The organism is Moritella sp. 24, from assembly GCF_018219155.1.
Lineage (GTDB): Bacteria > Pseudomonadota > Gammaproteobacteria > Enterobacterales > Moritellaceae > Moritella.
Window position 1 is genome coordinate 2,791,635 of the sequence record NZ_CP056123.1, and the last position, 21,907, is coordinate 2,813,541.

Consider the following 21,907-nt stretch of genomic DNA (forward strand, 5'->3'; position numbering starts at 1 on the left):
TCACAGCCCACCTTTATCAGTTAATAAACACTCTGAATCTGGTTTATTTTGTGGGGTAAAATCCGTTTTGTGGCCAGGGACACTGTAATCATAAGCCCAACGATAAACCACAGGTACTTTATCTCCCCAATTGCCATGTACGGGTGGACACTGCGGCGTTTGCCATTCCAACGATGTCGCTTGCCAAGGATTAGCAACCGCCTTTTTACCGCGACGTAAACTCCAAATAAGATTGAAAATAAAGATCAACTGCCCCACGCCAACAATCAAGGCAGCAACAGTAATACCAGCATTGAGTGTTTGTGTTGAATCGGGAATGAAGTTGGTATCGCCCAGCGCAAAGTAACGACGCGGCACACCAAGAAAGCCAAGATAGTGCATCGGTAAATAAATCGCATAGGTGCCAAGAAAAGTAACCCAAAAATGCAATTTCCCCAGCCCTGTATGTAGCATGCGGCCAGTCACTAACGGGAACCAATGATAGATGGCAGCAAACAGCACCATGATTGGCGAAACACCCATCACCATGTGGAAATGCGCAACCACAAAAAAGGTATCCGACAAGGGTAAATCAACGATCACATTACCTAAGAATAGCCCCGTTAAACCACCGTGCGTAAAGGTAAAAATAAAACCAATAGCAAAAAACATAGGTACCGTAAAATGAATGTTACCGCGCCACAGCGTTAGCAGCCAATTATAAACTTTCAACGCGGTCGGCACCGCAATAATCAAGGTCGTCGTCGCAAAGAAAAAACCAAAATAAGGATTCATACCACTGACATACATATGATGCGCCCATACCACAAAGCTAAGCCCACCAATAGCCACGATCGCCCACACCATCATCCGATAACCAAAGATATTTTTACGGGCATGAGTAGCGATCACATCCGATACCATGCCAAATGCGGGTAACGCGACAATGTATACCTCGGGATGACCGAAAAACCAAAATAGATGTTGAAATAAGATGGGGCTACCGCCAGTGTAATCTAGGCTTTCACCTAAGGATAAGATCGCTGGCATGAAGAAACTGGTCCCCAGTAGTTTATCAAACAACATCATGATCGCACTGACCAGTAGCGCAGGAAATGCCAGCAATCCTAAGATGGTCGCAATGAAAATCCCCCACAATGTCAGCGGCATTCTCATCAAGGTCATTCCACGCGTACGCGCTTGCAATATCGTGGTAACGTAATTCAGCCCGCCCATGGTAAACGCGATAATAAAAATGGCTAATGACAATAACATCAATAATATGCCGTTATCTGCTCCCGGTGTACCTTGCAAAATAGCTTGCGGGGGATACAAGGTCCAACCTGCACCAGTCGGCCCTCCTGTAACAAAAAAGCTGGCTATTAGCACGATAACTGACACTAAATAAGTCCAGAAGCTCAACATGTTAAGAAAAGGAAATACCATATCACGCGCACCAATCATTAATGGAATCAAGTAATTACCAAAACCTCCCAATAATAATGCGGTGAGTAAATAGATCACCATGATGATGCCGTGCATTGTCACATATTGCAGATAAGACGTAGGATCAATAAAAGAGAAGTGATCGGGAAAGCCCAACTGTAAGCGCATCAAAGCAGATAATACCAAGGCGATCAGACCAACAAAAATAGCCGTTACGCTGTATTGGATTGCAATAACCTTATGGTCTAGGCTCCATACATATTTAGCAATAAATCCTGATGGTTGGTGATTATAGCCATCACAACTGTCATCATGATTGTCATCGGCTACAGGCTGTATTTCTTTCACTCAAACCTCCTAGCAAACCTTATTTAGCGGGTTGTAATGTCGCGATATACGCGAGAACATCGTCGATAGCTCGCTCGTTTTGCAATAATTTAGACATCAATATCATCTGAGAACCGTACATATCCTGTGGATGTTTTCCACGAATACCCTGCTGATAATATTCAAGTTGTCGCTTGAGGTACCAACTATACTGCCTCGCTAATTGAGGTGCTTTTTGCGCATAGTTACCCTCAGCAAATTCGCCATGGCAAACAGCACAATTCTTGTAAATACTTTGTCCAGTAGACGCATTACCCTGCGTTCTTGTTCGCTGCGTAACGGTTTGCGCTATGGATGGAAGTGAATGAAGGTAACGACTCACGTTCTTAACAGCATCATCATCCGCTAACATTGCCGCAAACGGTAACATTTGACGTCCATATATATCGTCATGATGAGTGCCGCGTATATTGTCACGAAAATAATGTAACTGACGATTAAGGTAATCAAATTCCTGACCTGCAAGCATCGGGGCGCCAATCGCTTCGCTCCCTTCACCATTAACACCATGACAAGCAATACACGCACTATAAATACGCTGACCCGCAGAAATGTCATGACGAATTCGCGCAAGGCTTTGCCTAAATGTGGGTTGTTCGTTAAGCCAAGCTTGATAATCGCTTTCAGACTCAACAACGACGTAACCACGCATCGTATAGTGTGCGATACCACATAGCTCAAGACATAAGATCTCGAAACGACCGAGTAAAGTAGGTGTAAACCAAAGGTAAGATTGCGTTCCCGGCACCAAGTCCATTTTTACTCTAAACTGGGGAACTGTGAAGTTGTGCAGTACGTCTTTAGAGCGCAGTAAGACTTTCACAGGGCGTTCAATAGGCAGGTGTAATTCATTACTATTAATTAATATATCATCTTGTCCGTCGGGATCATTTTGGTCAATACCAAACGGGTTATTCACGTTAATTAACGAAATCGCTGTTCGGCCCAATTTACCATCGGCACCGGGTAAACGAAAACTCCAGTGCCACTGCTGGCCAACAACCTCGACCTCGTTAGCATCTGAAGGGGGATTAACAAAATCAGCCCAAACAAACAGCCCCGGTGTTAACATGGCAAAAATACCAATCGAAGTGAGTACCGTTAGCCAAGCTTCAAGTTTACTATTTTCCGGATCATAATCTGCTTTTCTATTTTTGTTATAACGAAAGCGATAAACCACGTAAACGAGAAATAGGTTCACTGCAACAAATACAGTGCCCGTTACCCAAAATGTAATATTGATCGTTTGATCAATCGCAGTCCAATTTGAAGCAATAGGTGTGAACCACCATGGACTTAAAAAATGAAATAATAACGAACTGATAACCAGTAATAAGATAACTACCGCTATGACCATAATTGAACCATCTAATAAGGAAAGTATATGCTTTAAGGTGTTCTTCTCATCACACTATTATATGTGTCTTGGCAGCTGACCACCCAATGTGGCGAACCGGCACCACAACCTGCAGGTTCCATATTGGGGTGATTTTTCATGATCATACCAAAATTATGTTCCTGCACTGGATCAACATCGACAAATAAAATGTGTTTCCCTTTTATCAAGGCCTCCTGAAATCGCGCAAAGTGTACATTCGTTTTTTGAAAACCAATGAAACCACCTTCCCAAGTACAAAATCCAAAACTCAGTACGGATAAGAAAATAAAGGGTAGCCACCCTGCTGCACTACTTGTCCAATCCATCATATAAGGGATTACGAGCGCCAACATAGCTACGACAACACCAACACCAGCCCCTATTTCACTTCCTCTAATCACATCTTGTTTAAGCAAGGATTCAACTTCATGTAAGCGATGTTGCTCTACATGGCAATCATCAAGACTTAACACATGGATTTGAGGTTCGGTAAATCCTTCCGCTTCTAACTCCTTTTCAACGACCTCTAATTCATCAAGATCATCAGATACATAATAGTGTCTTAACATAGTAACTACCGCCCGGAACTACAGTAATAAAAAGACGATGAAGGCTATTCACCTACAATTTTCACAGCAAAAAATACTTAGCATGGTAAAACCATAGTTCGGTTATGCCTATAAGTGAAGAAAGTAAGGGCAATTAATTAGTATAAAAAACCAGAATCTTGTCTGGCTTTATCATGAATGAGGATGCTTCTATTTATATTTCTAATTTATAACCTACGCTATAAACTGACTGTACTGACTCTACATCAGGCTTTGCATCATTTAGCTTCTTACGTAACTTCTTACGTAACTTCTTACGTAACTTCTTACGTAACTTCTTATGTAACTTCTTGCGTAGTTTTTTCACATGACTGTCTATCGTGCGTTCACTCACAACCCTGTGATCTTGGTATACATGATTAATGAGTTGTGAGCGAGAGTAAATCCAGCGGGTTCTTTGGCTAACAATTATAACTAATCACGCTCTATAACAACGTCGACCTAACCTAAGTTAAGCTATACCTTTAAATGAAAAATATGTCTTACCTTAAATATTTTGCACATTTATTCCTTATTTGTTGCATTGTTCTTCCATACTCATTAATTAGACTAATTGTAATACTGCAGCCACATTACATGCGAACGGAGTCTATTATGGTCTTAAAAATAAAACAGTCGTTAACGCTAACAGCTATGCTAATTTTGACATATTCCCTTTCTGGATGTGGGAGTAGTAATGACGATGATAGCGTAAACGCCCCTAGCAGTGAGCCAACCGAATTGGATGATTCACTGCAAGCCCTTATCGACCAAAAAAATCTTGATCGTTCAGCCACTGCAAATCGAAATATTCCATCCATTGATTCTCCACTCGCAGTGTTAGGTAAAAAACTATTCTTTAGCCAAAGCCTCGGTGGTAATTTTGACAGCGCTTGTGCCAGTTGTCATCACCCTACTCTCGGAGGCGCAGATGAGCTTAGTTTACCGGTTGGTGTCGAAGCGATAAATGCCCAAGTACTTGGTTTAGGCAGAGAGCATAACGCAGGTATTCCACTCGTTCCTCGTAATAGTCCCACTGTATTTAATATCGCGCTATGGGATAGCAGTTTGTTCTGGGATTCACGAGTAGAAAGTATAGGGAAAGAAATAAATCAAAATGGCGCAGTATCGGGCATTAGTACACCAGACAGCGGTTTTGGTGTTGTTGATAACAATGCAGGCTCAAATTTAGTGGTCGCGCAAGCACGATTTCCAGTTACATCTGATGATGAAATGAAAACGGTTGATTTTGAAAATGACAGCAGTAATGACATCATTCGTCATCACCTTGCAGCACGCTTAGGTGATTATGATGAAGGTGCTGGTGAGTTGTCACGAAATCAATGGTTAAGCGAATTTCAAACAGCATTCAACAGTAATGCCGATACCGAAACGTTAGTGACTTTCGAAAATACCGTTGAAGCCATTAGCGAATATGAACGATCAATGGTGTTTATCAACTCACCTTGGCGTAATTACCTCGATGGCAACATTACCGTATTAACAGAACAACAAAAACAAGGCGCACTATTATTTTTTACTGCACCTCAAGACGGTGGCGCAGGCTGTTCATCTTGTCACAGTGGACCGCTATTAAGCGATGAACGCCATAACATTACCGCCTTTCCACAAATTGGTGTAGGTAAAGGAGATGGGAGTCATGGCGATGATGACTTTGGTCGTGAACGTGTTACTGGTGATACACAACACAGGTACAATTTCAGAACACCGAGTTTATTAAACATTGCTGTCACAGCACCTTATGGTCACACCGGTGCCTTTGACTCACTCGAAAGAATCTTACGTCATTACAACAATCCAAATCGCAGTATTAGTGATTACGCAGCTGATAGTGAATGGTGTCAGTTGGCACAATTCGAGAATACTTCAAACTGCACAAGCTTATACCCTAACGTGCGTGCAAATGGGCAGTTAGCATTAGATAAACTCGATGAAGAACGCCGCGCTGGCACATCCCGATTACCAAATGTAAATTTAAACAACGATGAAATTGATCAGTTAGTGGCTTTTCTAAACAGTCTAACCGACCCTTGCGTTGAAGACCGCGATTGCCTAGCACCTTGGATTGCAAACGAAACGACTGATAACCCAGATGACCAAGTCCTGATGGGTACGGATATTAATGGCAATGCCTTGTGATCTAAGGTGTAAACAACGAACACTATTCATGCCTTGGCTCACAGCATCAATCACTACAAAGAGTAGATAAAACACTTTATATCAATGATATAACACTGCTATTTAAGTTATGTTAGAGTGAAATATCTATGGGTATTATACAAATTCCCAGCTTAAATATAAGGTTTAGAACATGGATGATTTCATTATTGCCGTTGTGAAAGATTATATTTTAACCCTAAAAATAAACCGCCCTAGCGCACGAAATGCCTTAAACCAGAATATGTATTTATTACTGGCCCAAGGATTAGAAAAAGCACAGCAAGACGAATCAATTCGCGTTGTATTAATCAAAGGATTGGATGATATATTTTGTGCTGGTAATGACATGCAAGACTTTCAAGCCATGTCACAAGGTAAACCAGATCAGCACGGGGCCCGTTTTATGCGTGCTTTAATTAACTGTGATAAACCTATCGTTGCCGCGGTTAATGGCCCAGCGATAGGAATAGGTACAACCTTGTTACAGTTTGTCGATTTTCTTTATCTTTCGCCAACAGCCATATTTCAAACACCGTTTATCGCGATGGGATTATGTCCAGAACTGGGTTCAAGTGAAGTGTTAGCAGAGCACATTGGTATTCGTAAAGCCAAAGCAATGCTACTGTTAGGTGAACGCATGCTTGCAGAAGAAGCGGTTAGCCTTGGCTTTGCCAATGAAGTATGTGTATCTGCTGATGATACCGCAACAGCAAAAGCCATGACGCTTGCGAAACTCGCGCCCATCGCAATGCGAACAAGCAAAGCGTTATTGATGAAAACCACCAGACCGAGTCTATTAGCGCTCATTGAATATGAAAATAAAGCACTCGCACATTTAGTCACACAACCTGAATCCCGTGAAGCCGTAAACGCTTTTATGGAAAAGCGTCAGCCGGATTTTAGCTACGTTAATTCAAATTAACGAGCGCTCACCGTATCTAATAACCAAGCTTTGAAGGCCTGTACTTTTTCTAACCCATCATGTTCAGGCCGCCAAACAATGTAATAAGCCAAATCCGTTCTGCTGTTTAGCTGCGGAAACGGTTTCACTAAGCGTCCGCAGGCAAGATCATCTTTAACAAGTACACTGCGTCCTAGCGCAACACCCTGCCCACTCACAGCGGCTTGAATCACAGATGCGGAATTATTAATTTTCAGCCCCTTGTTCGTTTCAATATGAGTAATGCCTTGTGTTTCCAACCAACTTTCCCACGATGGAAACCCCGAACTAAGTGGCATAGAGTGATCGTGCAATAGTGGATAATTCACTAAATCAGCGGTTGTCGATAATCCACTTTCAATCAAGTCAGGCGAACATACCGGAAAGATGTCTTCATCCATTAGCAAGGTTTGTGACAATCCAGACCAATTACCTTTGCCATAACGTACACCAATATCAATGTCTTCAGCAAAGTAATCAACAGAACGAGAGTTGGTATTTAAACGCAAATCATAATCAGGGTATTTAAGCTGAAAATCATCAATGTGCATTAATAGCCACTTTGCTGCAAATGCAGGACTCACCGACACGGTAATAGCATTACTCACCACAGGTTTTTGCAATAGCGCTAAACCTTGAGAGATATGCTCTAACCCGAGACTAATCTCTGGCAGTGCTGCTTTCGCTTGTTCAGTCAGTGTTAAGCGTGAAATACCACTCGTGGCACGAATAAACAGCGCCACCTCTAGCCACTCTTCTAATAAGCGCACTTGCTGACCGATTGCCGCAGGCGTGACATTAAGTTCTTTTGCCGCTAAAGAAAAGCTGAGGTGTCTTGCCGATGCTTCAAAAGCACGAACCGCATTGAGATGGGCTATATTTTTCATTTACAACACTGCCTTCCACTAAGTAACCACTAAAGTAAAACTATATCGACAGTATAGAAGTAGTGCTTTGTCATGTGCAAATAATAAAACCATAATAGACCCATAAAGCCAATTAACTCGTGGAATAACACAATGAACATTAATAATGACCTCACTAAAAACGCCAGCGTATTCTTTAATGATTCAACGTGGGTCCCCTCTCCACTTAAAGGCGTATCACGAAAAATGTTAGAACGTGATGGTGCAGAGTTTGCAGCAACACCGACAACACTCGTCGTTTATGAAGCGAACAGTTATTTCACAGAGCATGTTCACACAGGGGGTGAAGAGTTCTTTGTGTTAGACGGAGTATTTGCAGACGAACACGGTGATTATCCAGTTGGCACTTATAAACGTAATCCAGTGGGTAGTAAACATGCACCGGAGGTTAAAGACGGTTGCATGATCATTGTGAAACTTGGCCAATATCAAGACGGTGATGACCAAGATGTAGAAATCAACACCGCTAGCCAAGAGTTCATCCAAGATGAAGAGCGTAATGCAGTTCAATACCAAGCTCTTCACTCTTATAAACAAGAAACGGTACGCTTAGAACGCTGGCAGCATGATTCAGTCATTACTCTCGATAATACAGGTGGTATCGAAGTACTGGTTATTGACGGTGAGATCAGCTATCAAGGTAAGACTTATGCACAGTTAGACTGGTTAAGATTATCCATTGGCGAAGCGCTTAATGTCACAACGAGTTCTGACAATTGCACCGTTTGGATCAAAACAGGTCATCACACTTACCGTTTATAAGAAGTCGTTTATAAGCGGCGTTTATAATTTTCTATGTATAACATTCGATTTAAAGTAAGTCGTCTGTGATCCACATTTTAAGGTATTATCATGAAAACTGAATTTGTTATTGTTGGCGGTGGATTGAGCGGTTTATATACGGCTTATTTATTAGAGCAGCAAGGTAAAGACTACATTTTATTAGAAGGTCGAACACGACTCGGTGGCCGTATTTATACCGAAGATAAATTTGATATGGGCCCATCATGGTTTTGGCCTGATATGCACCCCCGCATTACTAAATTGATTAACGAGCTGAATTTACCGGTATTCCCGCAACATGACAAAGGCGCTTTCTTGTTTGATAAATACCAGAATCAAGCACCGTTACGCTATGAATCAGGTTATGCAGGTTCACCACAATCAATGCGTGTCGCTGGTGGACTACAGCAAGTTACCGATGGTATTGCGGATAAACTAACAAATAAGAACATCATCTGTAACGCAATAGTCACGCAAGTGACTCACCATGCCGCCAATGATAAAACCCAGCAAGATAGTCACTCTATCATTACCGTTGATGTTGATGGTACACAACAAATAATACAAACTCGACAGGTTATCTTTGCTATGCCGTTGCGATTACTCGCCAATAGCATTGTGTTTTCGCCTGCGTTACCGACAAAAATACAGAGTAAATTTAATAAAACAGCGACTTGGATGGCAGCACATGCAAAGTTTTTTGCTATTTACGATACCCCATTCTGGCGTAAAACGGGACTGTCTGGTTCAGCAAGTAGCCAAATAGGTCCATTAGCCGAAATCCATGATGCCAGTACATTTGATGGTAAAGGTGCGTTGTTTGGTTTTGTCGGTGTCGATGCACACACTCGACAATCGGCAGGAGAAGAACACATTAAAACATTGGCTGTACAACAACTTGTCCGAATTTATGGCAAGCAAGCTGCTAATCCTATCGATGTTAAATTAGTTGACTGGAGCCAAGAGACAATGACAGCAACCAACGCTGATAAAAATGCACCAAGTGCCCACCCACACTATGGGTTACGTGATATGCAATCAGCACTCCCGTCTGTTTATCGACAAGGTTGGTACTTTGCAGGAACTGAAGCTGCCGAAGAAAATGGCGGCTATATTGAAGGTGCACTAGAAGCCGCTGAGGCCGTTAATTCTCGAATTCTAAGTTCGATTTCTTAAGCTAAAACGGTTGTAGTGCAGGCAATTAATCTTCACCACATCTTCCATATAATAACTTACTGTTTATACCAGAATGACGATTAACGATATTAAAGTTAAAGCGTAACAAATTCGCGGCTAGTGCTCGTTACACGAAAAGGCGATCGATTTATCTCTATCTATCGCCCTGCCGCACCCGCTTACATAAATAAACATCTACTCATCAATAAACTGTGTTAGTAATTGATTACGCAGTTGATCATGGTAATAAAATACCCGCGTCATATCTTTCGGGTACCAAGATATATTTTCAAGTAAGATCATACTCGTATCCGATTCTGGATAATAACTCAGTGTCGAAATATAACCGAGTACATAACCGCTATGGCTCCACTCTTGTACAGCCCTACTGTCTGATAGCTGTAAACCAAAACCATAACCTAACTCACCCCATCGGTGCTTTCTTGTCGCCGCTTTCAATACCATTTGCACATGAGATTTAGTCGACACTAAATCACTGTTATGCAAACACTGAGTCCATGAAACCAAATCCTCTGCCGTTGAAATAATACCGGCACTCGGCGTGAACCTAAGGGGTAAATCTTTAATTATCGTCACTAACTCCCCAACAGACTTTTCATGATAACGAACTGCATGATTAGTATTACCCGATGCAAACGTATTGTCCATATTACAACGTTCGAACATGTCGCTTGCTAGCGCTTCATAATCTTGACCAGAGGTTTTAGCAACTAATTCACCTAACAAGTTATAGCCTGTATTAGAATAAGCAAACGCTTCACCCGGTGCTGTCTTAAGTGGCTTATCGATAGCCACAATACCCGATAAATGATTCAGTAATTGCCTCACGGTAATCACCGCGCCCCACTTTTCTGCTAAATAGCGAAGATATTGAGTAATGGGAGCATCCAAATCAATTCGACCTTTGTCAACTTCTCGCATGACTAATGCTGCGGTCATTTGCTTGCTTAATGACGCCACGACAAATGGTGTTTGTAATGTAAATGCGGGGGAAATCAGATCAGCGGTAACTGGCTGGAATGTTGACGTATAGCTAAAAGTAATATCGCGACCTTTTGCGATAACAGCAACGCCACTAAATGCTCTTGGCATATCCGCATGAGTAAATATTGATTTAAACTCAACCACATCATTTTGTGCAGCAACACTGACCATTGGCAACGTCATCACTAAGCTATACGCCAAACGACAGGCAAGTACATTCGTTTTCATCATTTTATAAATCCATTTATAACGTTGTTAGGAATAATCTAAAGGCTGTATTTATTGACGAGACATATAAACAAATTGGCTATCACTGTTATCGATGACAAAGCCAAAACGTGCATATAACTCCCCGACTCGATTCCCCTGTAGGTGGCTCAGTTTACAAGGTAATTGTTTTTCTTTGGCAAGTGTTATGAGTTGTTTCAACACCTGACTACCAAGGCCTTTACCTTGATGCTCAGGTAATAAGAAAAAACGACAGAAATGAATGTGGTCTGCGTTTATTTCAACCTTATAGCTGCCAACGGCGATACTATCAATACAAATCAACATGGGTTTACCGTCAATCCACTCTTGCGCATGCATTTGTTGCTGGACGGCTTCATCCCAACCAAAAATAGCTTTAATAGGGCCGTATTCAGCGGACTTTTTTAAGGTAAACGCGAAATCATAATCTTGATCAGTCGCAAGTCGGTATTCAATATTCATGAGGTCTACATTCTGGCGTATTTAAAAACATGTTACATAACTAAAACGATTAACTACATAAATTATTACGGCCTTTCGCTTTACTGCGATACAGTGCATTGTCCGCTAAACGCAGTAATTGTGAGTAATCAACATCATGTAATGCTTGTAACGTCGCTACGCCCATGCTGCAAGTTACATATGACGAACAACTTGAGTAAGCATGTAAAATAGCCAGTTCTTCAATCTCCTTCACTAAGGTGGTCATAAACCTTGCGGCGTCTTGTTCTTCACAATCAACCATAATAATCACAAACTCTTCACCACCATATCTCGCGACAGTGTCGGAGGCGCGCTTTACTTTCATCTTCAAGTAATCCGCGACTTTTTTAATCACTTCATCACCCGCTTGGTGGCCATAGTTATCGTTATACAGTTTGAAAAAATCAATATCGAGCATCGCTAATGATAATGTGCCGCCATTGCGTAATGCACGTTTCCATTCTTTTTCTAATTGCTCATCAAAATAGCGTCTATTGGCAAGAGTCGTTAATCCATCTGTACGCGCTTGATATTCTAATTTAGATTCAAACGAACGCTCTACAATTCTCACCGCAAAGGTACCGATTGCGATAATAATTAATAATGCAGGAATGATAACCGCGCCAATCGCCATCATGACTTTTTCTGTTTTTTGGTCCAATACCCTCACATCAATATGCAGCCACAATGTCGCGCCAATATCCGGTAAAGGATATTGATAAATGGCTTCCATATAACCATCACCTGCATACTTAACAACACTGCGAGAAGGTAAGTTATCGGCACTAAAATAACTATTAAGTTCGGGCATACTCAGCGAAATACTCACGTAGGAATTTAATCGCGCTGCTAATTCTTCTTTACGCTCATAACTAATATCAATTTCATTGCCGACATAAGTAACCTCAGGGTGAGCAATCACTTCTCCATTTTCATCCACCAAGCAAACATAGTTACTCGGATCATAACTGCTTCCTTGAAAAATGGTTTGGAACTGTTTCACAACATCTTTAGGTGCGATGCCTTGACGAATACTCGATTCAGCAAACGCTTCAAATTTTAATGCTTGCTGTTCATTTTGCTCCATAGCAACATCAAACAGCGCGTTCCATACCAAGTCATATGTCACTGGTGTCGCAATTGCAACGACGCCTGATATCACTAATGTAAGCGCGACAAATGTAGCTACGATCGCTTGTTTGGCATTATTTATCGAACACCTGAACTGTTTATTCCACATAACCAACCTAATCACGACAACCTTGAAACAAAAACATTGTCGGATATTAGCAAATACAAGCCACTATCACCATGATTCAAACCAACAAGTTAGAGATAGCATTCAATATGTTAGCGTTAACCATCACAATTAAATAACACTATAAAATTTAATATTTTATATAATAGTTCGATATGAAACGTAGAATATTTAAACAAACCTCTGCGAAGCCCTATTTCCGTCACTACAATTATTACAGAGCCATCATTTAAACGGTGAAAACAGAAATGCTGATATCTATTTGTATGTGTACGTACCAAAGAGATCATGTTGTCGACACCCTTAAAAGCATCGCGAAATTAAGATTGCCAGAACATGTGAAATTAGAAGTGATCGTAGTTGATAATGACGAACAAGGTTATGCTAAAGAACTCGTTACAGACCAAGCTGAATTAATGGATATACCCGTTTTCTATCGTCAAGAAAGCGCTAAAAATATCGCCCTCGCACGTAATTGCTCGATAAATAATACGAATGGCGAGTGGGTCGCCTTTATCGATGATGACGAAGTCGCTGACCCCCACTGGCTCGCGCAACTATTATCAACAGCGCAAACCTATCAAGCCGATGCGGTGTTTGGTCGTGTGAAATCAACCTATCCGAATAACACGCCAGAGTGGATCATTGAATCAGGTGTATTTGAGCGACCGCCAGTCAGTAATGGACAAGAAGTCACAAGTGGCGCAACAAACTCAACATTAGTCAGCCAAGCAGCGATTAAAAAATATCAACTCAAGTTTGATTCTAACTATGGTTTAACCGGGGGGGAAGACGCCGACTTCTTCTACCGTCTCTATCAACATGGCGGTAAACTGGTCTGTTCTAATGAGGCATTTGTTTCTGAAGAGGTTGCAAGTAACCGTTTAAACATACATTATTTATTGAAAAGAGCGATTCGGATCGGTGAAACCTATACCCGCTATCGCATACAAAAAACAGCACTGGCCAATAAGTTAGCGTACTTTACTGACGTATTATTAAAACTGATCACATTGCTCTTTATTGTGTTAATTAAGTTACCTTTTGGGCAGTCTAAATACGCAAAACCCTTACTACAACTTGTCGATAAATACGGTAAAATAAAAGCATTATTTACAACAAAAACCGTCAAGCTTTACAGTTAAGCAATACCGTAAAATAATACCTTAAAACAATAGCTTAAAATAATACAGCAAAGCAATGCTAAACGAGTCATGTCACACGACCCGCCTGTATTGTTAACGACTTCATTGGCTATACCTTAGGTTAATATAACTAGCCTAAGTTAGCCTGTTTAACATCACTAAACTCTGCTAATCGATTCTCTAATACCATCTCACTAAAACGCTCACGTAATTCGCAGCCATCTTTATGACCCTGAATGTTCACATGTTGAAACAAGATTGGCTCACCTTGTTTAATATCAACTAACAAGGTTGCGCCTGTTGCTAACCCTAGTGGTAATGCCTTGTCGTTCACAGAAATGTCAGCAGCCGTCATTTCACCGAAATAATCATAACCACCAATGCAGTCCAGTTTGTCCCCTTTTTTCAGATCACGTTTCGCTCGCGTAATCACATCTGAAACAGGCGCCCCTATCGGGCGGACAACAGATTGGTGCTCTACGACATTCACGTATAAACCATATAAGGCTTCAATACCAGGCATGTGATAAGGTAAATACAATAAGTAATTAGGACCGCTGCCCATTTTATAATAAGACAATGAGTTTAATATCTCAGGTTTGTCCGTGGTGATGACAGCAAATACGCCACCGCTAGGCTCAACCCCGCATACAACTTCAATAATACCGGTTCTATTTAAAATACCGCCATCTTCTTTTAACTGTAGCAAGTCGACAATATCTTCTAATGTGCCTTTGGGTAAATGCATACCCGCTACATCCGCAACCAACCCTGTCGCATTGGAAACGATTGTCATTTCCATGGACATCTTAGACCCATCGGCAAATGACGCGATCATAGCGGGCTTTTGTCCTGACTTTTCAGCCCAAGGCAGTACAGTGTCTGGATTAGCAAACGAATCATGAAAGCCTTTAAACTTACCAACGGCTACAATGCCAAAACCAAGTACATCCGCATAATTATATAAATGCTTAATTAAACCCGGCTCATCCCCCCACATATTACTGTAGATCAGCTCTTTTTCACGGAATAATTCAGCAAGCACTGGTCCCACTAACGCATCCGTTTCTGCACTCACAACAAAGTGCTTATCTGCAGCTAAAGTGGCAAGAGCAAGTTCACAGCCGAACTCAGTGTCTCCCGTCAGCTCAATCACAATATCAGCATCACTTTCACAAAGTTCTTCAACATTGTCAGCAATAATAGATAAAGGCAAATTGGCATCCTTTAACAAGGCTATAATGGGTGCACGGCTTTTTGAATAGATCGAGACGACATCAACAAAGTCGAGTAATGTGATTTGCTGTACCAAGCCTTTACTAATATAGCCAGCACCAGCGATGGCAACTTTGATACTCCCATGCTCTATTTTATATGCATCTAATAAATTACGATTAATCATTGATTTACCTCAGCTGTGAAAACTGTTGTTCATTGATTTTTTAACGACGTACTGAAGCCCTACACGCCAATCAGACGGGCTAAATATCGATGATATTTTATGGCAATTTAATATGCCATTTTTAGGCCTTTTCGCGATTGAAGCATACTCTTCACTGCTCACGCCTTTGACATTTAAACGCTTACCTTTAGACTCGTATTTATCTGATTCTTCAAAAATAGCGCAAGCAAAATCAAACCAACTTACCTCTACATCACCACAGAAATTATACTCACCAAAATGATATCGTTCTGTTTCCTGTACATGGTCCTTAGCAATATCAAGTGCTAAATTAGCTAAGTCTCCAGCATAAGTCGGGCAACCATGCTGGTCATTAACAACTCTAATTTCATCGCTATGACGGCTAATGGCTAACATAGCAGTGACAAAATTACGTCTGTATTCGCTAAAAACCCACGACGTTCGAATAATAATGTGTTCGGCTAAATAGGACTTTATATACTGCTCACCTTGAAGTTTTGTTTTACCATAAACATTCAAAGGCGCTGGCTTATCTGTTTCTAGGTAGCTCTCTTCATCATGTCCGCCAAAGACATATTCGGTAGAAAAATGAATTAATAACGCCCCTACCTTATGACACTCTTTTGCTAATAAATAAGGGCCGAAAGCATTAACCGCTTCAGCTGCTGTAATATCTTTTTCCGCTTTATCAACTTCTGTATAAGCGGCGGTGTTGATCACGACATCAGGATTAAATTCTGAAAATAAAGTCGATACTTGTGCTGAATTCGTTATATCCAGAGTATCAATATCAGTTAGTAGTACGTCCCACAACTGGTTATCAACACGTGCTTTTATCGATTGACCAACCTGCCCTTTTAATCCCGTAACAAGTAATCGATTCATATGATGCCACCTTGCAAGGTTTTAAAAATAATTTAAAACAAGTCCTTAAATTTAAATCCCATTTTATCTTTGTCTGAAAGCAAAGGACGATCACAGGGCCAGTTAATATTGAGTTCAGGATCATTCCAAATAAGGCAACCCTCATCCCTTGAATCATAGTAATTCGTACATTTATATTCAAAATCAGCGACATCAGACAAGACTACAAAACCATGTGCTAAACCCGGAGGTAACCAAAATTGCAGCTTATTTTCAGCATTTAATCGCACACCATGGCACTGCCCATAAGTTGGCGAATCCAAACGAATATCAACGGCAACATCGTAAACTTCACCTCTGACGACACGAACTAACTTCCCTTGCGGTTTTGTTTTCTGAAAATGTAATCCGCGTAAAACACCTTGTGTTGAGCGTGAATAATTATCTTGTAGAAACTCAAATTCATCGCCAATAACATCGCGATAGCGTGCTGCTTGAAACGTTTCCATAAAAAAGCCGCGCTCATCACCAAATACATCCGGCTCTATAACCAACGCACCATCAATCGGGGTTTTAGATATCTTCATCTATAGTGCCCTCGTTGAGTAGACGATAAAGATATTGACCATACTCTGTTTTCTGTAGCGAAAACGCTTGATCTTCTAGTTGGCCCCTTGTTATCCAACGTTTTGAATACGCTATCTCCTCCAAACACGCCACTTTTAACCCTTGATTATGTTCAATGGTCTGCACAAACATAGATGCTTTTAATAAAGAATAGTGAGTACCGGTATCAAACCACGCAAAACCACGGCCAAAGCGCTCTACAAACAAATCGCCAGTATCTAAATACATATTAGTAATATCGGTTATCTCGACTTCATTACGCGCTGATGGTGTTAACGATTTCGCCATATTAATAACGCGGTTGTCATAAAAGTATAGACCTGTCACAGCTATATTTGACTTAGGATGCTCAGGCTTTTCTTCAATACTGATGACGTTATCCTCACTATCAAACTCCACAACCCCAAATCGCTTGGGATCCGGCACTTGATACCCGAAAATAGTGGCTCCTTCATCTCGATTTGTTGCACTCAACAATTTGCTCGTAAAATGCTGACCATAAAACACGTTATCACCTAATATTAAGCAAACATTGTCATCACCAACAAAATCTTCTGCAATAATAAACGCTTGTGCAATCCCTTCTGGCCTAGGCTGCTCTGCATATTCAATATTAAGCCCAAATGTCGTGCCGTCGCCAAACAAGTCTTTAAAATGCGGTAAATCATCTGGTGTCGAAATAATTAATATATCTTGAATATTTGCCAGCATGAGTACTGAGAGTGGATAGTAAATCATCGGTTTATCGTAAATAGGTAATAACTGTTTTGACACAGCTTTCGTAATGGGGTGTAAACGCGTACCAGAGCCTCCCGCTAACACAATACCTTTGTATTTTTTATTGCCCATTCGCATTTCCTCCTCGACGTGTTAACTGATAATCACCACTTAGAACTCGCTGCCACCACATCGTATTATCTAAATACCATTGCACCGTTTTTCTGATACCAGTCTCAAAAGTTTCTTCCGGTTGCCAGCCTAATTCGAGTTGAATTTTACTCGCATCAATCGCATACCTAAAATCATGTCCAGGTCTATCGCTAACAAATTGGATCAAATCTCGGTAATACTTAATACCATCTGGTTTGTTTGGTACGAGCGTTTCCAATACATCACATAAAGTATTAACGACATCAATATTACGCTTCTCATTATGCCCACCAATGTTATAGCTTTCACCAACGATACCTTTTGTTGCAACCAACACTAACGCCTTCGCGTGGTCATCAACATACAACCAATCTCTAATTTGTTTGCCATCGCCATAAACAGGTAATTCTCGGCCGCTTAGCGCATTCAAAATCATATGGGGAATGAGTTTTTCAGGGAAATGATAAGGCCCATAGTTATTCGAACAGTTAGTGATTAATGTCGGTAAACCATAAGTTCTCAACCATGAACGGACTAAATGATCAGAACTGGCTTTCGTGGCAGAATAAGGCGAACTGGGATCGTAAGCCGTGGTTTCTACAAATAAACCATCTTGCGTCTGTAGATCACCGAACACTTCATCTGTCGACACATGATGAAAACGAAAAGCGGCTTTTTTTTGAGTGTCTAATGAAGACCAATACAGTCGCGCAGCCTCTAACAAATTGTATGTACCAATAATGTTGGTTTCGACAAAACAATTCGGACTTTCTATTGAACGGTCAACATGCGACTCGGCAGCAAGGTGCATGACAATATCAGGCTTATGCTGTTCAAAAACGGCCATCACCGCGTCTTTATTACAAATATCAACACATTCAAACGCATATTGAGATGAGAGTAACCGTGCAGGTATTGAGTCCAAATTACCTGCGTATGTCAGCTTATCTACATTCACGACCTGATGTGGTGTGTCGATTAATATATGTCTAATAACGGCACTACCAATAAACCCAGCACCGCCTGTCACTAATATCTTCATCTTATGCTACTCGTAGTTAACGCTTGAAGAGCCTTGTACCTGTAACTTTCGTGCTCGCGGTACACTTGGTTTTAATAAATATTGAAAATGATAAATACAGGCGTCTCGAATATGAAAACGTAATACGCGATTACGCAATACATCACGAAAACCACCCGCACTACAGCGTAAACCATCTGCGCCCACAACAATGTCGCTCTCGTAATGCACTTTATATCCAAGTTCCCAGCACTTATAACAAATATCGGGATCGGCCATAAAGATGAAATATCGGTCATCAAAACCACCAATTTTCTCCCAAACACTACGGCTTATCGCCATAAAAGAGGATTGTATCCAATCAACATTGCCCGGCTTGTAATAGTCAAAGTCGACATATTCATAATGTTCCGCCACTCCCTTTAACAGAGGCCAGTGCCGTAAAGAACTCCGACGTACGACTTGTGCTAATAAATTGGGAAAACGACGTACGGTATCAGGTATTGAACCATCGTCATTTAGCTGTCGCGTTCCCACAATACCAATGCCTGCGTCCTTTTGATAAACAGCAATAACATCTGCGAGTGTTGCCTCAGATTTCCACTCAATATCTGGATTAACAAAAAAGAGATAATCACCTCGGCATAAGTCTGCACCTTGATTACACCCACGGGTATACCCATTGTTTTCTTGATTAAAGATCAAGGTAACATTGTCAGTATCATCATATTGAGACAATAACTGCTGATTTTCAGCATCCACTGAATTATCAATAATAATCACTTCAGTATCAAAAAAGCCTTGTTGAGTCAGGATCCTTTCGACATTATCAACTACACGTTCCGCTTTAAAAAAATCAACAATAACAATAGAAATAAGTATTTTCTTAGCCATAAGAATCTTCTCTTTCCTCAACGAATAGTTTTTTGTCTATAACAGACGCAAAATTATGATTCGTGATATCAATTGTTTTGTCATATCTTGGTATCGAGATTAACTCCGCCACACTGTATTCAGGCAATAACTCATCTGGATAAACGACTGACATATTGGGATTACATAACTCTTTCGCTATTTGTAACTGGTGATCATCAGAAAACTCACCAAACTGTTCTAACCTTGGAACAAATATCACTTTTTTCTGAAAAATCAGCATATGATTAATACTGCCAACACCACAATGACTTATCACTAGACTGCTTTCCTTTACCAGCGAGTCCATCTTATCCTTTGCGACCATCGCCACAATCTCACCGTTAGCCGGTTTATCCTTCACGTCAAAACCACCCGTTTGAATAAACCAACGAACATTGGGGTCGTTATAAATAGCGAGTTTCGCCATGGCTTCAATCAAACGCGGGAAAGGGTAAGCATTGGTCCCCGTCGTCACCAAAACCAACGGTTTCTCTGGTGCAAGCAACGGCTCAATTTCCTTATTCGCCTTACCTTCTAAATCAAATGTTTTACCGGCATACTCAACGCCATATTCCCTTGCAACAGCTTCCCATTGCGACATAAATTCATCATACAATTTATATTTATGAATCAACTTTCCGGTATTTGAAAGCTCAACTACTCGTGATAATGTGTCTAAATAAACAAACCTCAGAGGTAAAAATTTACACACTAAGGCAAAAGGCAAAACAATAGGGCCACCCGTCGTAAAGACAGCGTGGGGTCTTTCACGTGCTATCACGTACAACGCATAAAAAATATTAACGAAGTGAATAAAGGCGTTTTTTTGTGTTGTCCAAATAGTGTATATCTTCTTAATTTTGTCATCATTGACTAATGCCCGCGTCGTCACGAGTACAATGTCATCAACATGATTACAAGCACAAAGCGCTTGAGTTAAATGCCCACCTGCTGAAGCGATAACAAGCACTTTTCTATTTGACATTTGGACACTCCAATTTAAGACCATCAACTAAGCCTTGATAATGGCTAACCACTGTTTTTTTCTCAAACATATCCAATGCATTCGTTTCTAAAGCACATTTAATACGGTGATGAAAAAAATCATGTCGCACAATTAACTCTTCCACTTTATCCGCTAATTCATCTACTGCTTGGCTTTGCACCTTAATACCAACATCAATGCCATCTAAGTAGCCGTCAATACCGGTATTCGCGTGATACAAAATTGGTAGACCAGAAAATAAGGCTTCCACAAAGACCATACCAAACGATTCGTTTTTACTGGGTAATAAAAATGCAGAATATGTTTTTAATTTTTGCTGTAAAAGCGTGTTATCAATACGACCTTTTATCGTTACTTGCTTCTCTAAAGATAATGCGGATATTTTATCTTGCACTATCTTCATCTTTTTATCTGGCCCTGAACCATATATATCCAGCCTAATATCTGGGTAATTAACGCTAAGTTTAGCGATAGATTCTAACAATGGCATTATGCCTTTTCGGTCATATTGGTCGAAACGAAAAACGGTCACAAAATTAGCTGCACGGCTTATACCACGACTCGCCGATAACTGGCTCATTTCACAGGGGTTAGGCAATAAACTCGATTTATTTGTTGATTGATTAATGCTTGCATTGAGCATTTTTTTAATTGGATTTTGTGCCCAAGAGCTCACCCAAAATATATGTTCAGCTTCTTCAAGTACTTTCTTCCAACGTGGATGCAATAAAGCCTTGTGCTGTAAAATGCGTACATCCGAACCGCCTCTAACGGATAAAAAATACGGTATACCGATAAGGTTCGCGATAGCAGCGCCCAAGGTGCCATCAATAGCGAGTTTGTGACCATGAATAAGTTGACACTTTATTTGTTGCTTTTTAATCAGATTAAACAAGAGATTTCGGGTAAGAAATAAAGACAGACTAAGCGCAAGACCAAACGGTAAACCCCAATAATAAATGGTATACAATTTTTCATTATGCGGAATAACACGCACTTGCCAAGGCCATGGCGTACGGTGAATAACAAAGACGGTATTCGAGATCCCAGAGGTGGCATCTAATAACGATTTAACAGCTGGCGTACTGGCATTATTACGGCCATCGGGGTAATCAGAGTGTATATGTAAGATATTCATACAACCTGCCATAGTTTCATGTTTTAGCGGATAATCTTCACTAAATAGGAATTATAGGCATAAATATCTAAATTGATTTTATTACGCGGAGTTAACACTGAGGGGAGATGAAAGTTAACT

At 40.8% G+C, this 21,907-nt stretch carries 21 protein-coding genes and 1 pseudogene; 5 read left to right on the forward strand and 17 right to left on the reverse strand.

The window, feature by feature from the left end:
- The 5 genes and pseudogenes from HWV00_RS12410 to HWV00_RS21655 all read right to left on the reverse strand — a co-directional run.
- Window positions 1-1,773: a cbb3-type cytochrome c oxidase subunit I gene (locus tag HWV00_RS12410; RefSeq protein WP_211681666.1), complete on the reverse strand. Its 1,773-nt coding sequence runs from the start codon at window positions 1,771-1,773 to the stop codon at window positions 1-3.
- A 19-nt stretch (window positions 1,774-1,792) separates the two neighbouring features.
- Window positions 1,793-3,169, reverse strand: a complete 1,377-nt coding sequence (locus HWV00_RS12415; RefSeq protein ID WP_211681669.1) for a c-type cytochrome — start codon at window positions 3,167-3,169, stop codon at window positions 1,793-1,795.
- Window positions 3,170-3,201: 32 nt separating this feature from the next.
- Window positions 3,202-3,759 (reverse strand): NAD/FAD-utilizing enzyme, encoded by a 558-nt coding sequence (locus HWV00_RS12420; protein WP_211681671.1) that lies wholly within the window; start codon window positions 3,757-3,759, stop codon window positions 3,202-3,204.
- Between the two features lie 193 nt (window positions 3,760-3,952).
- Complete coding sequence (locus HWV00_RS21490; protein WP_255554528.1) at window positions 3,953-4,105, reverse strand: hypothetical protein; 153 nt, start codon at window positions 4,103-4,105, stop codon at window positions 3,953-3,955.
- Between the two features lie 24 nt (window positions 4,106-4,129).
- Window positions 4,130-4,210, reverse strand: a pseudogene (locus HWV00_RS21655) (two-component system response regulator BaeR); the annotation flags it as partial.
- 182 nt (window positions 4,211-4,392) lie between these two features.
- Here HWV00_RS21655 and HWV00_RS12430 point away from each other — a divergent pair.
- The gene (locus HWV00_RS12430; protein ID WP_211681674.1) at window positions 4,393-5,937 is read left to right on the forward strand and encodes a cytochrome-c peroxidase; all 1,545 of its coding nucleotides are present in this window, start codon (window positions 4,393-4,395) and stop codon (window positions 5,935-5,937) included.
- 172 nt (window positions 5,938-6,109) lie between these two features.
- Window positions 6,110-6,880 carry an enoyl-CoA hydratase/isomerase family protein gene (locus HWV00_RS12435; protein ID WP_211681676.1) on the forward strand — a complete coding sequence of 257 codons (771 nt, stop codon included), beginning with the start codon at window positions 6,110-6,112 and terminating at the stop codon, window positions 6,878-6,880.
- Here the strand turns inward: HWV00_RS12435 and gcvA are convergent.
- A complete protein-coding gene (gene gcvA / locus HWV00_RS12440; RefSeq protein ID WP_211681678.1) occupies window positions 6,877-7,785 on the reverse strand; it encodes a transcriptional regulator GcvA in 909 nt (302 codons plus the stop codon). The genes HWV00_RS12435 and gcvA overlap by 4 nt on opposite strands.
- A gap of 132 nt (window positions 7,786-7,917) precedes the next feature.
- Between gcvA and HWV00_RS12445 the strand changes: the two genes are divergently transcribed.
- Together HWV00_RS12445 and HWV00_RS12450 are read left to right on the forward strand one after the other, a co-directional pair.
- Entirely contained in the window at window positions 7,918-8,586 is a 669-nt protein-coding gene (locus HWV00_RS12445; RefSeq protein ID WP_211681680.1) for a cupin domain-containing protein, read from the forward strand.
- Window positions 8,587-8,676: 90 nt separating this feature from the next.
- Window positions 8,677-9,783, forward strand: coding sequence for an FAD-dependent oxidoreductase (locus tag HWV00_RS12450; protein WP_211681682.1), 1,107 nt, complete (start codon window positions 8,677-8,679; stop codon window positions 9,781-9,783).
- 195 nt (window positions 9,784-9,978) lie between these two features.
- Here the strand turns inward: HWV00_RS12450 and HWV00_RS12455 are convergent, their stop codons facing one another.
- Genes HWV00_RS12455 through HWV00_RS12465 form a run of 3 tightly spaced genes read right to left on the reverse strand, consistent with a single transcriptional unit; the run spans window position 9,979 to window position 12,760 of the window.
- Window positions 9,979-11,019: a serine hydrolase gene (locus HWV00_RS12455; protein WP_211681684.1), complete on the reverse strand. Its 1,041-nt coding sequence runs from the start codon at window positions 11,017-11,019 to the stop codon at window positions 9,979-9,981.
- 48 nt (window positions 11,020-11,067) lie between these two features.
- Window positions 11,068-11,499 (reverse strand): GNAT family N-acetyltransferase, encoded by a 432-nt coding sequence (locus tag HWV00_RS12460; RefSeq protein WP_211681686.1) that lies wholly within the window; start codon window positions 11,497-11,499, stop codon window positions 11,068-11,070.
- Between the two features lie 49 nt (window positions 11,500-11,548).
- A complete protein-coding gene (locus HWV00_RS12465) occupies window positions 11,549-12,760 on the reverse strand; it encodes a diguanylate cyclase (protein ID WP_211681689.1) in 1,212 nt (403 codons plus the stop codon).
- A gap of 266 nt (window positions 12,761-13,026) precedes the next feature.
- Between HWV00_RS12465 and HWV00_RS12470 the strand changes: the two genes are divergently transcribed.
- The gene (locus tag HWV00_RS12470; protein ID WP_255554529.1) at window positions 13,027-13,923 is read left to right on the forward strand and encodes a glycosyltransferase family 2 protein; all 897 of its coding nucleotides are present in this window, start codon (window positions 13,027-13,029) and stop codon (window positions 13,921-13,923) included.
- 130 nt (window positions 13,924-14,053) lie between these two features.
- Here HWV00_RS12470 and HWV00_RS12475 read toward each other — a convergent pair whose 3' ends face one another.
- Genes HWV00_RS12475 through HWV00_RS12510 form a run of 8 tightly spaced genes read right to left on the reverse strand, consistent with a single transcriptional unit; the run spans window position 14,054 to window position 21,787 of the window.
- Complete coding sequence (locus tag HWV00_RS12475) at window positions 14,054-15,325, reverse strand: SAF domain-containing protein (RefSeq protein WP_211681690.1); 1,272 nt, start codon at window positions 15,323-15,325, stop codon at window positions 14,054-14,056.
- A 9-nt stretch (window positions 15,326-15,334) separates the two neighbouring features.
- Window positions 15,335-16,231, reverse strand: coding sequence for a dTDP-4-dehydrorhamnose reductase (gene rfbD / locus HWV00_RS12480; RefSeq protein ID WP_211681693.1), 897 nt, complete (start codon window positions 16,229-16,231; stop codon window positions 15,335-15,337).
- A gap of 32 nt (window positions 16,232-16,263) precedes the next feature.
- Window positions 16,264-16,797, reverse strand: a complete 534-nt coding sequence (gene rfbC, locus HWV00_RS12485; protein WP_211681695.1) for a dTDP-4-dehydrorhamnose 3,5-epimerase — start codon at window positions 16,795-16,797, stop codon at window positions 16,264-16,266.
- Window positions 16,784-17,686 carry a glucose-1-phosphate thymidylyltransferase RfbA gene (gene rfbA / locus HWV00_RS12490; protein ID WP_211681697.1) on the reverse strand — a complete coding sequence of 301 codons (903 nt, stop codon included), beginning with the start codon at window positions 17,684-17,686 and terminating at the stop codon, window positions 16,784-16,786. Before rfbA ends, rfbC begins: the two co-directional genes overlap by 14 nt.
- Window positions 17,676-18,749, reverse strand: coding sequence for a dTDP-glucose 4,6-dehydratase (rfbB, locus tag HWV00_RS12495; RefSeq protein WP_211681699.1), 1,074 nt, complete (start codon window positions 18,747-18,749; stop codon window positions 17,676-17,678). The genes rfbA and rfbB overlap by 11 nt, the downstream gene beginning before the upstream one ends.
- A 6-nt stretch (window positions 18,750-18,755) precedes the next feature.
- The gene (locus HWV00_RS12500; RefSeq protein ID WP_211681701.1) at window positions 18,756-19,622 is read right to left on the reverse strand and encodes a glycosyltransferase; all 867 of its coding nucleotides are present in this window, start codon (window positions 19,620-19,622) and stop codon (window positions 18,756-18,758) included.
- Entirely contained in the window at window positions 19,615-20,628 is a 1,014-nt protein-coding gene (locus HWV00_RS12505; protein WP_211681703.1) for a glycosyltransferase, read from the reverse strand. Before HWV00_RS12505 ends, HWV00_RS12500 begins: the two co-directional genes overlap by 8 nt.
- Window positions 20,618-21,787 (reverse strand): glycosyltransferase, encoded by a 1,170-nt coding sequence (locus HWV00_RS12510; RefSeq protein WP_211681705.1) that lies wholly within the window; start codon window positions 21,785-21,787, stop codon window positions 20,618-20,620. The genes HWV00_RS12505 and HWV00_RS12510 overlap by 11 nt, the downstream gene beginning before the upstream one ends.
- Window positions 21,788-21,907: the final 120 nt, after the last annotated feature.

Coding starts and splice junctions, on each gene's coding strand:
- HWV00_RS12500 (WP_211681701.1), bottom strand. CDS start 19,622: ATGGCTAAGAAAATACTTATTTCTATTGTTATTGTTGATTTTTTTAAA.
- HWV00_RS12510 (WP_211681705.1), bottom strand. CDS start 21,787: ATGAATATCTTACATATACACTCTGATTACCCCGATGGCCGTAATAAT.
- HWV00_RS12430 (WP_211681674.1), top strand. CDS start 4,393: ATGGTCTTAAAAATAAAACAGTCGTTAACGCTAACAGCTATGCTAATT.
- rfbC (WP_211681695.1), bottom strand. CDS start 16,797: ATGAAGATATCTAAAACCCCGATTGATGGTGCGTTGGTTATAGAGCCG.
- HWV00_RS12420 (WP_211681671.1), bottom strand. CDS start 3,759: ATGTTAAGACACTATTATGTATCTGATGATCTTGATGAATTAGAGGTC.
- HWV00_RS12475 (WP_211681690.1), bottom strand. CDS start 15,325: ATGATTAATCGTAATTTATTAGATGCATATAAAATAGAGCATGGGAGT.
- rfbB (WP_211681699.1), bottom strand. CDS start 18,749: ATGAAGATATTAGTGACAGGCGGTGCTGGGTTTATTGGTAGTGCCGTT.
- gcvA (WP_211681678.1), bottom strand. CDS start 7,785: ATGAAAAATATAGCCCATCTCAATGCGGTTCGTGCTTTTGAAGCATCG.
- HWV00_RS12415 (WP_211681669.1), bottom strand. CDS start 3,169: ATGGTCATAGCGGTAGTTATCTTATTACTGGTTATCAGTTCGTTATTA.
- HWV00_RS12470 (WP_255554529.1), top strand. CDS start 13,027: ATGCTGATATCTATTTGTATGTGTACGTACCAAAGAGATCATGTTGTC.
- HWV00_RS12445 (WP_211681680.1), top strand. CDS start 7,918: ATGAACATTAATAATGACCTCACTAAAAACGCCAGCGTATTCTTTAAT.
- HWV00_RS12505 (WP_211681703.1), bottom strand. CDS start 20,628: ATGTCAAATAGAAAAGTGCTTGTTATCGCTTCAGCAGGTGGGCATTTA.
- HWV00_RS12460 (WP_211681686.1), bottom strand. CDS start 11,499: ATGAATATTGAATACCGACTTGCGACTGATCAAGATTATGATTTCGCG.
- rfbA (WP_211681697.1), bottom strand. CDS start 17,686: ATGGGCAATAAAAAATACAAAGGTATTGTGTTAGCGGGAGGCTCTGGT.
- HWV00_RS12465 (WP_211681689.1), bottom strand. CDS start 12,760: ATGTGGAATAAACAGTTCAGGTGTTCGATAAATAATGCCAAACAAGCG.
- HWV00_RS12450 (WP_211681682.1), top strand. CDS start 8,677: ATGAAAACTGAATTTGTTATTGTTGGCGGTGGATTGAGCGGTTTATAT.
- rfbD (WP_211681693.1), bottom strand. CDS start 16,231: ATGAATCGATTACTTGTTACGGGATTAAAAGGGCAGGTTGGTCAATCG.
- HWV00_RS12455 (WP_211681684.1), bottom strand. CDS start 11,019: ATGATGAAAACGAATGTACTTGCCTGTCGTTTGGCGTATAGCTTAGTG.
- HWV00_RS12435 (WP_211681676.1), top strand. CDS start 6,110: ATGGATGATTTCATTATTGCCGTTGTGAAAGATTATATTTTAACCCTA.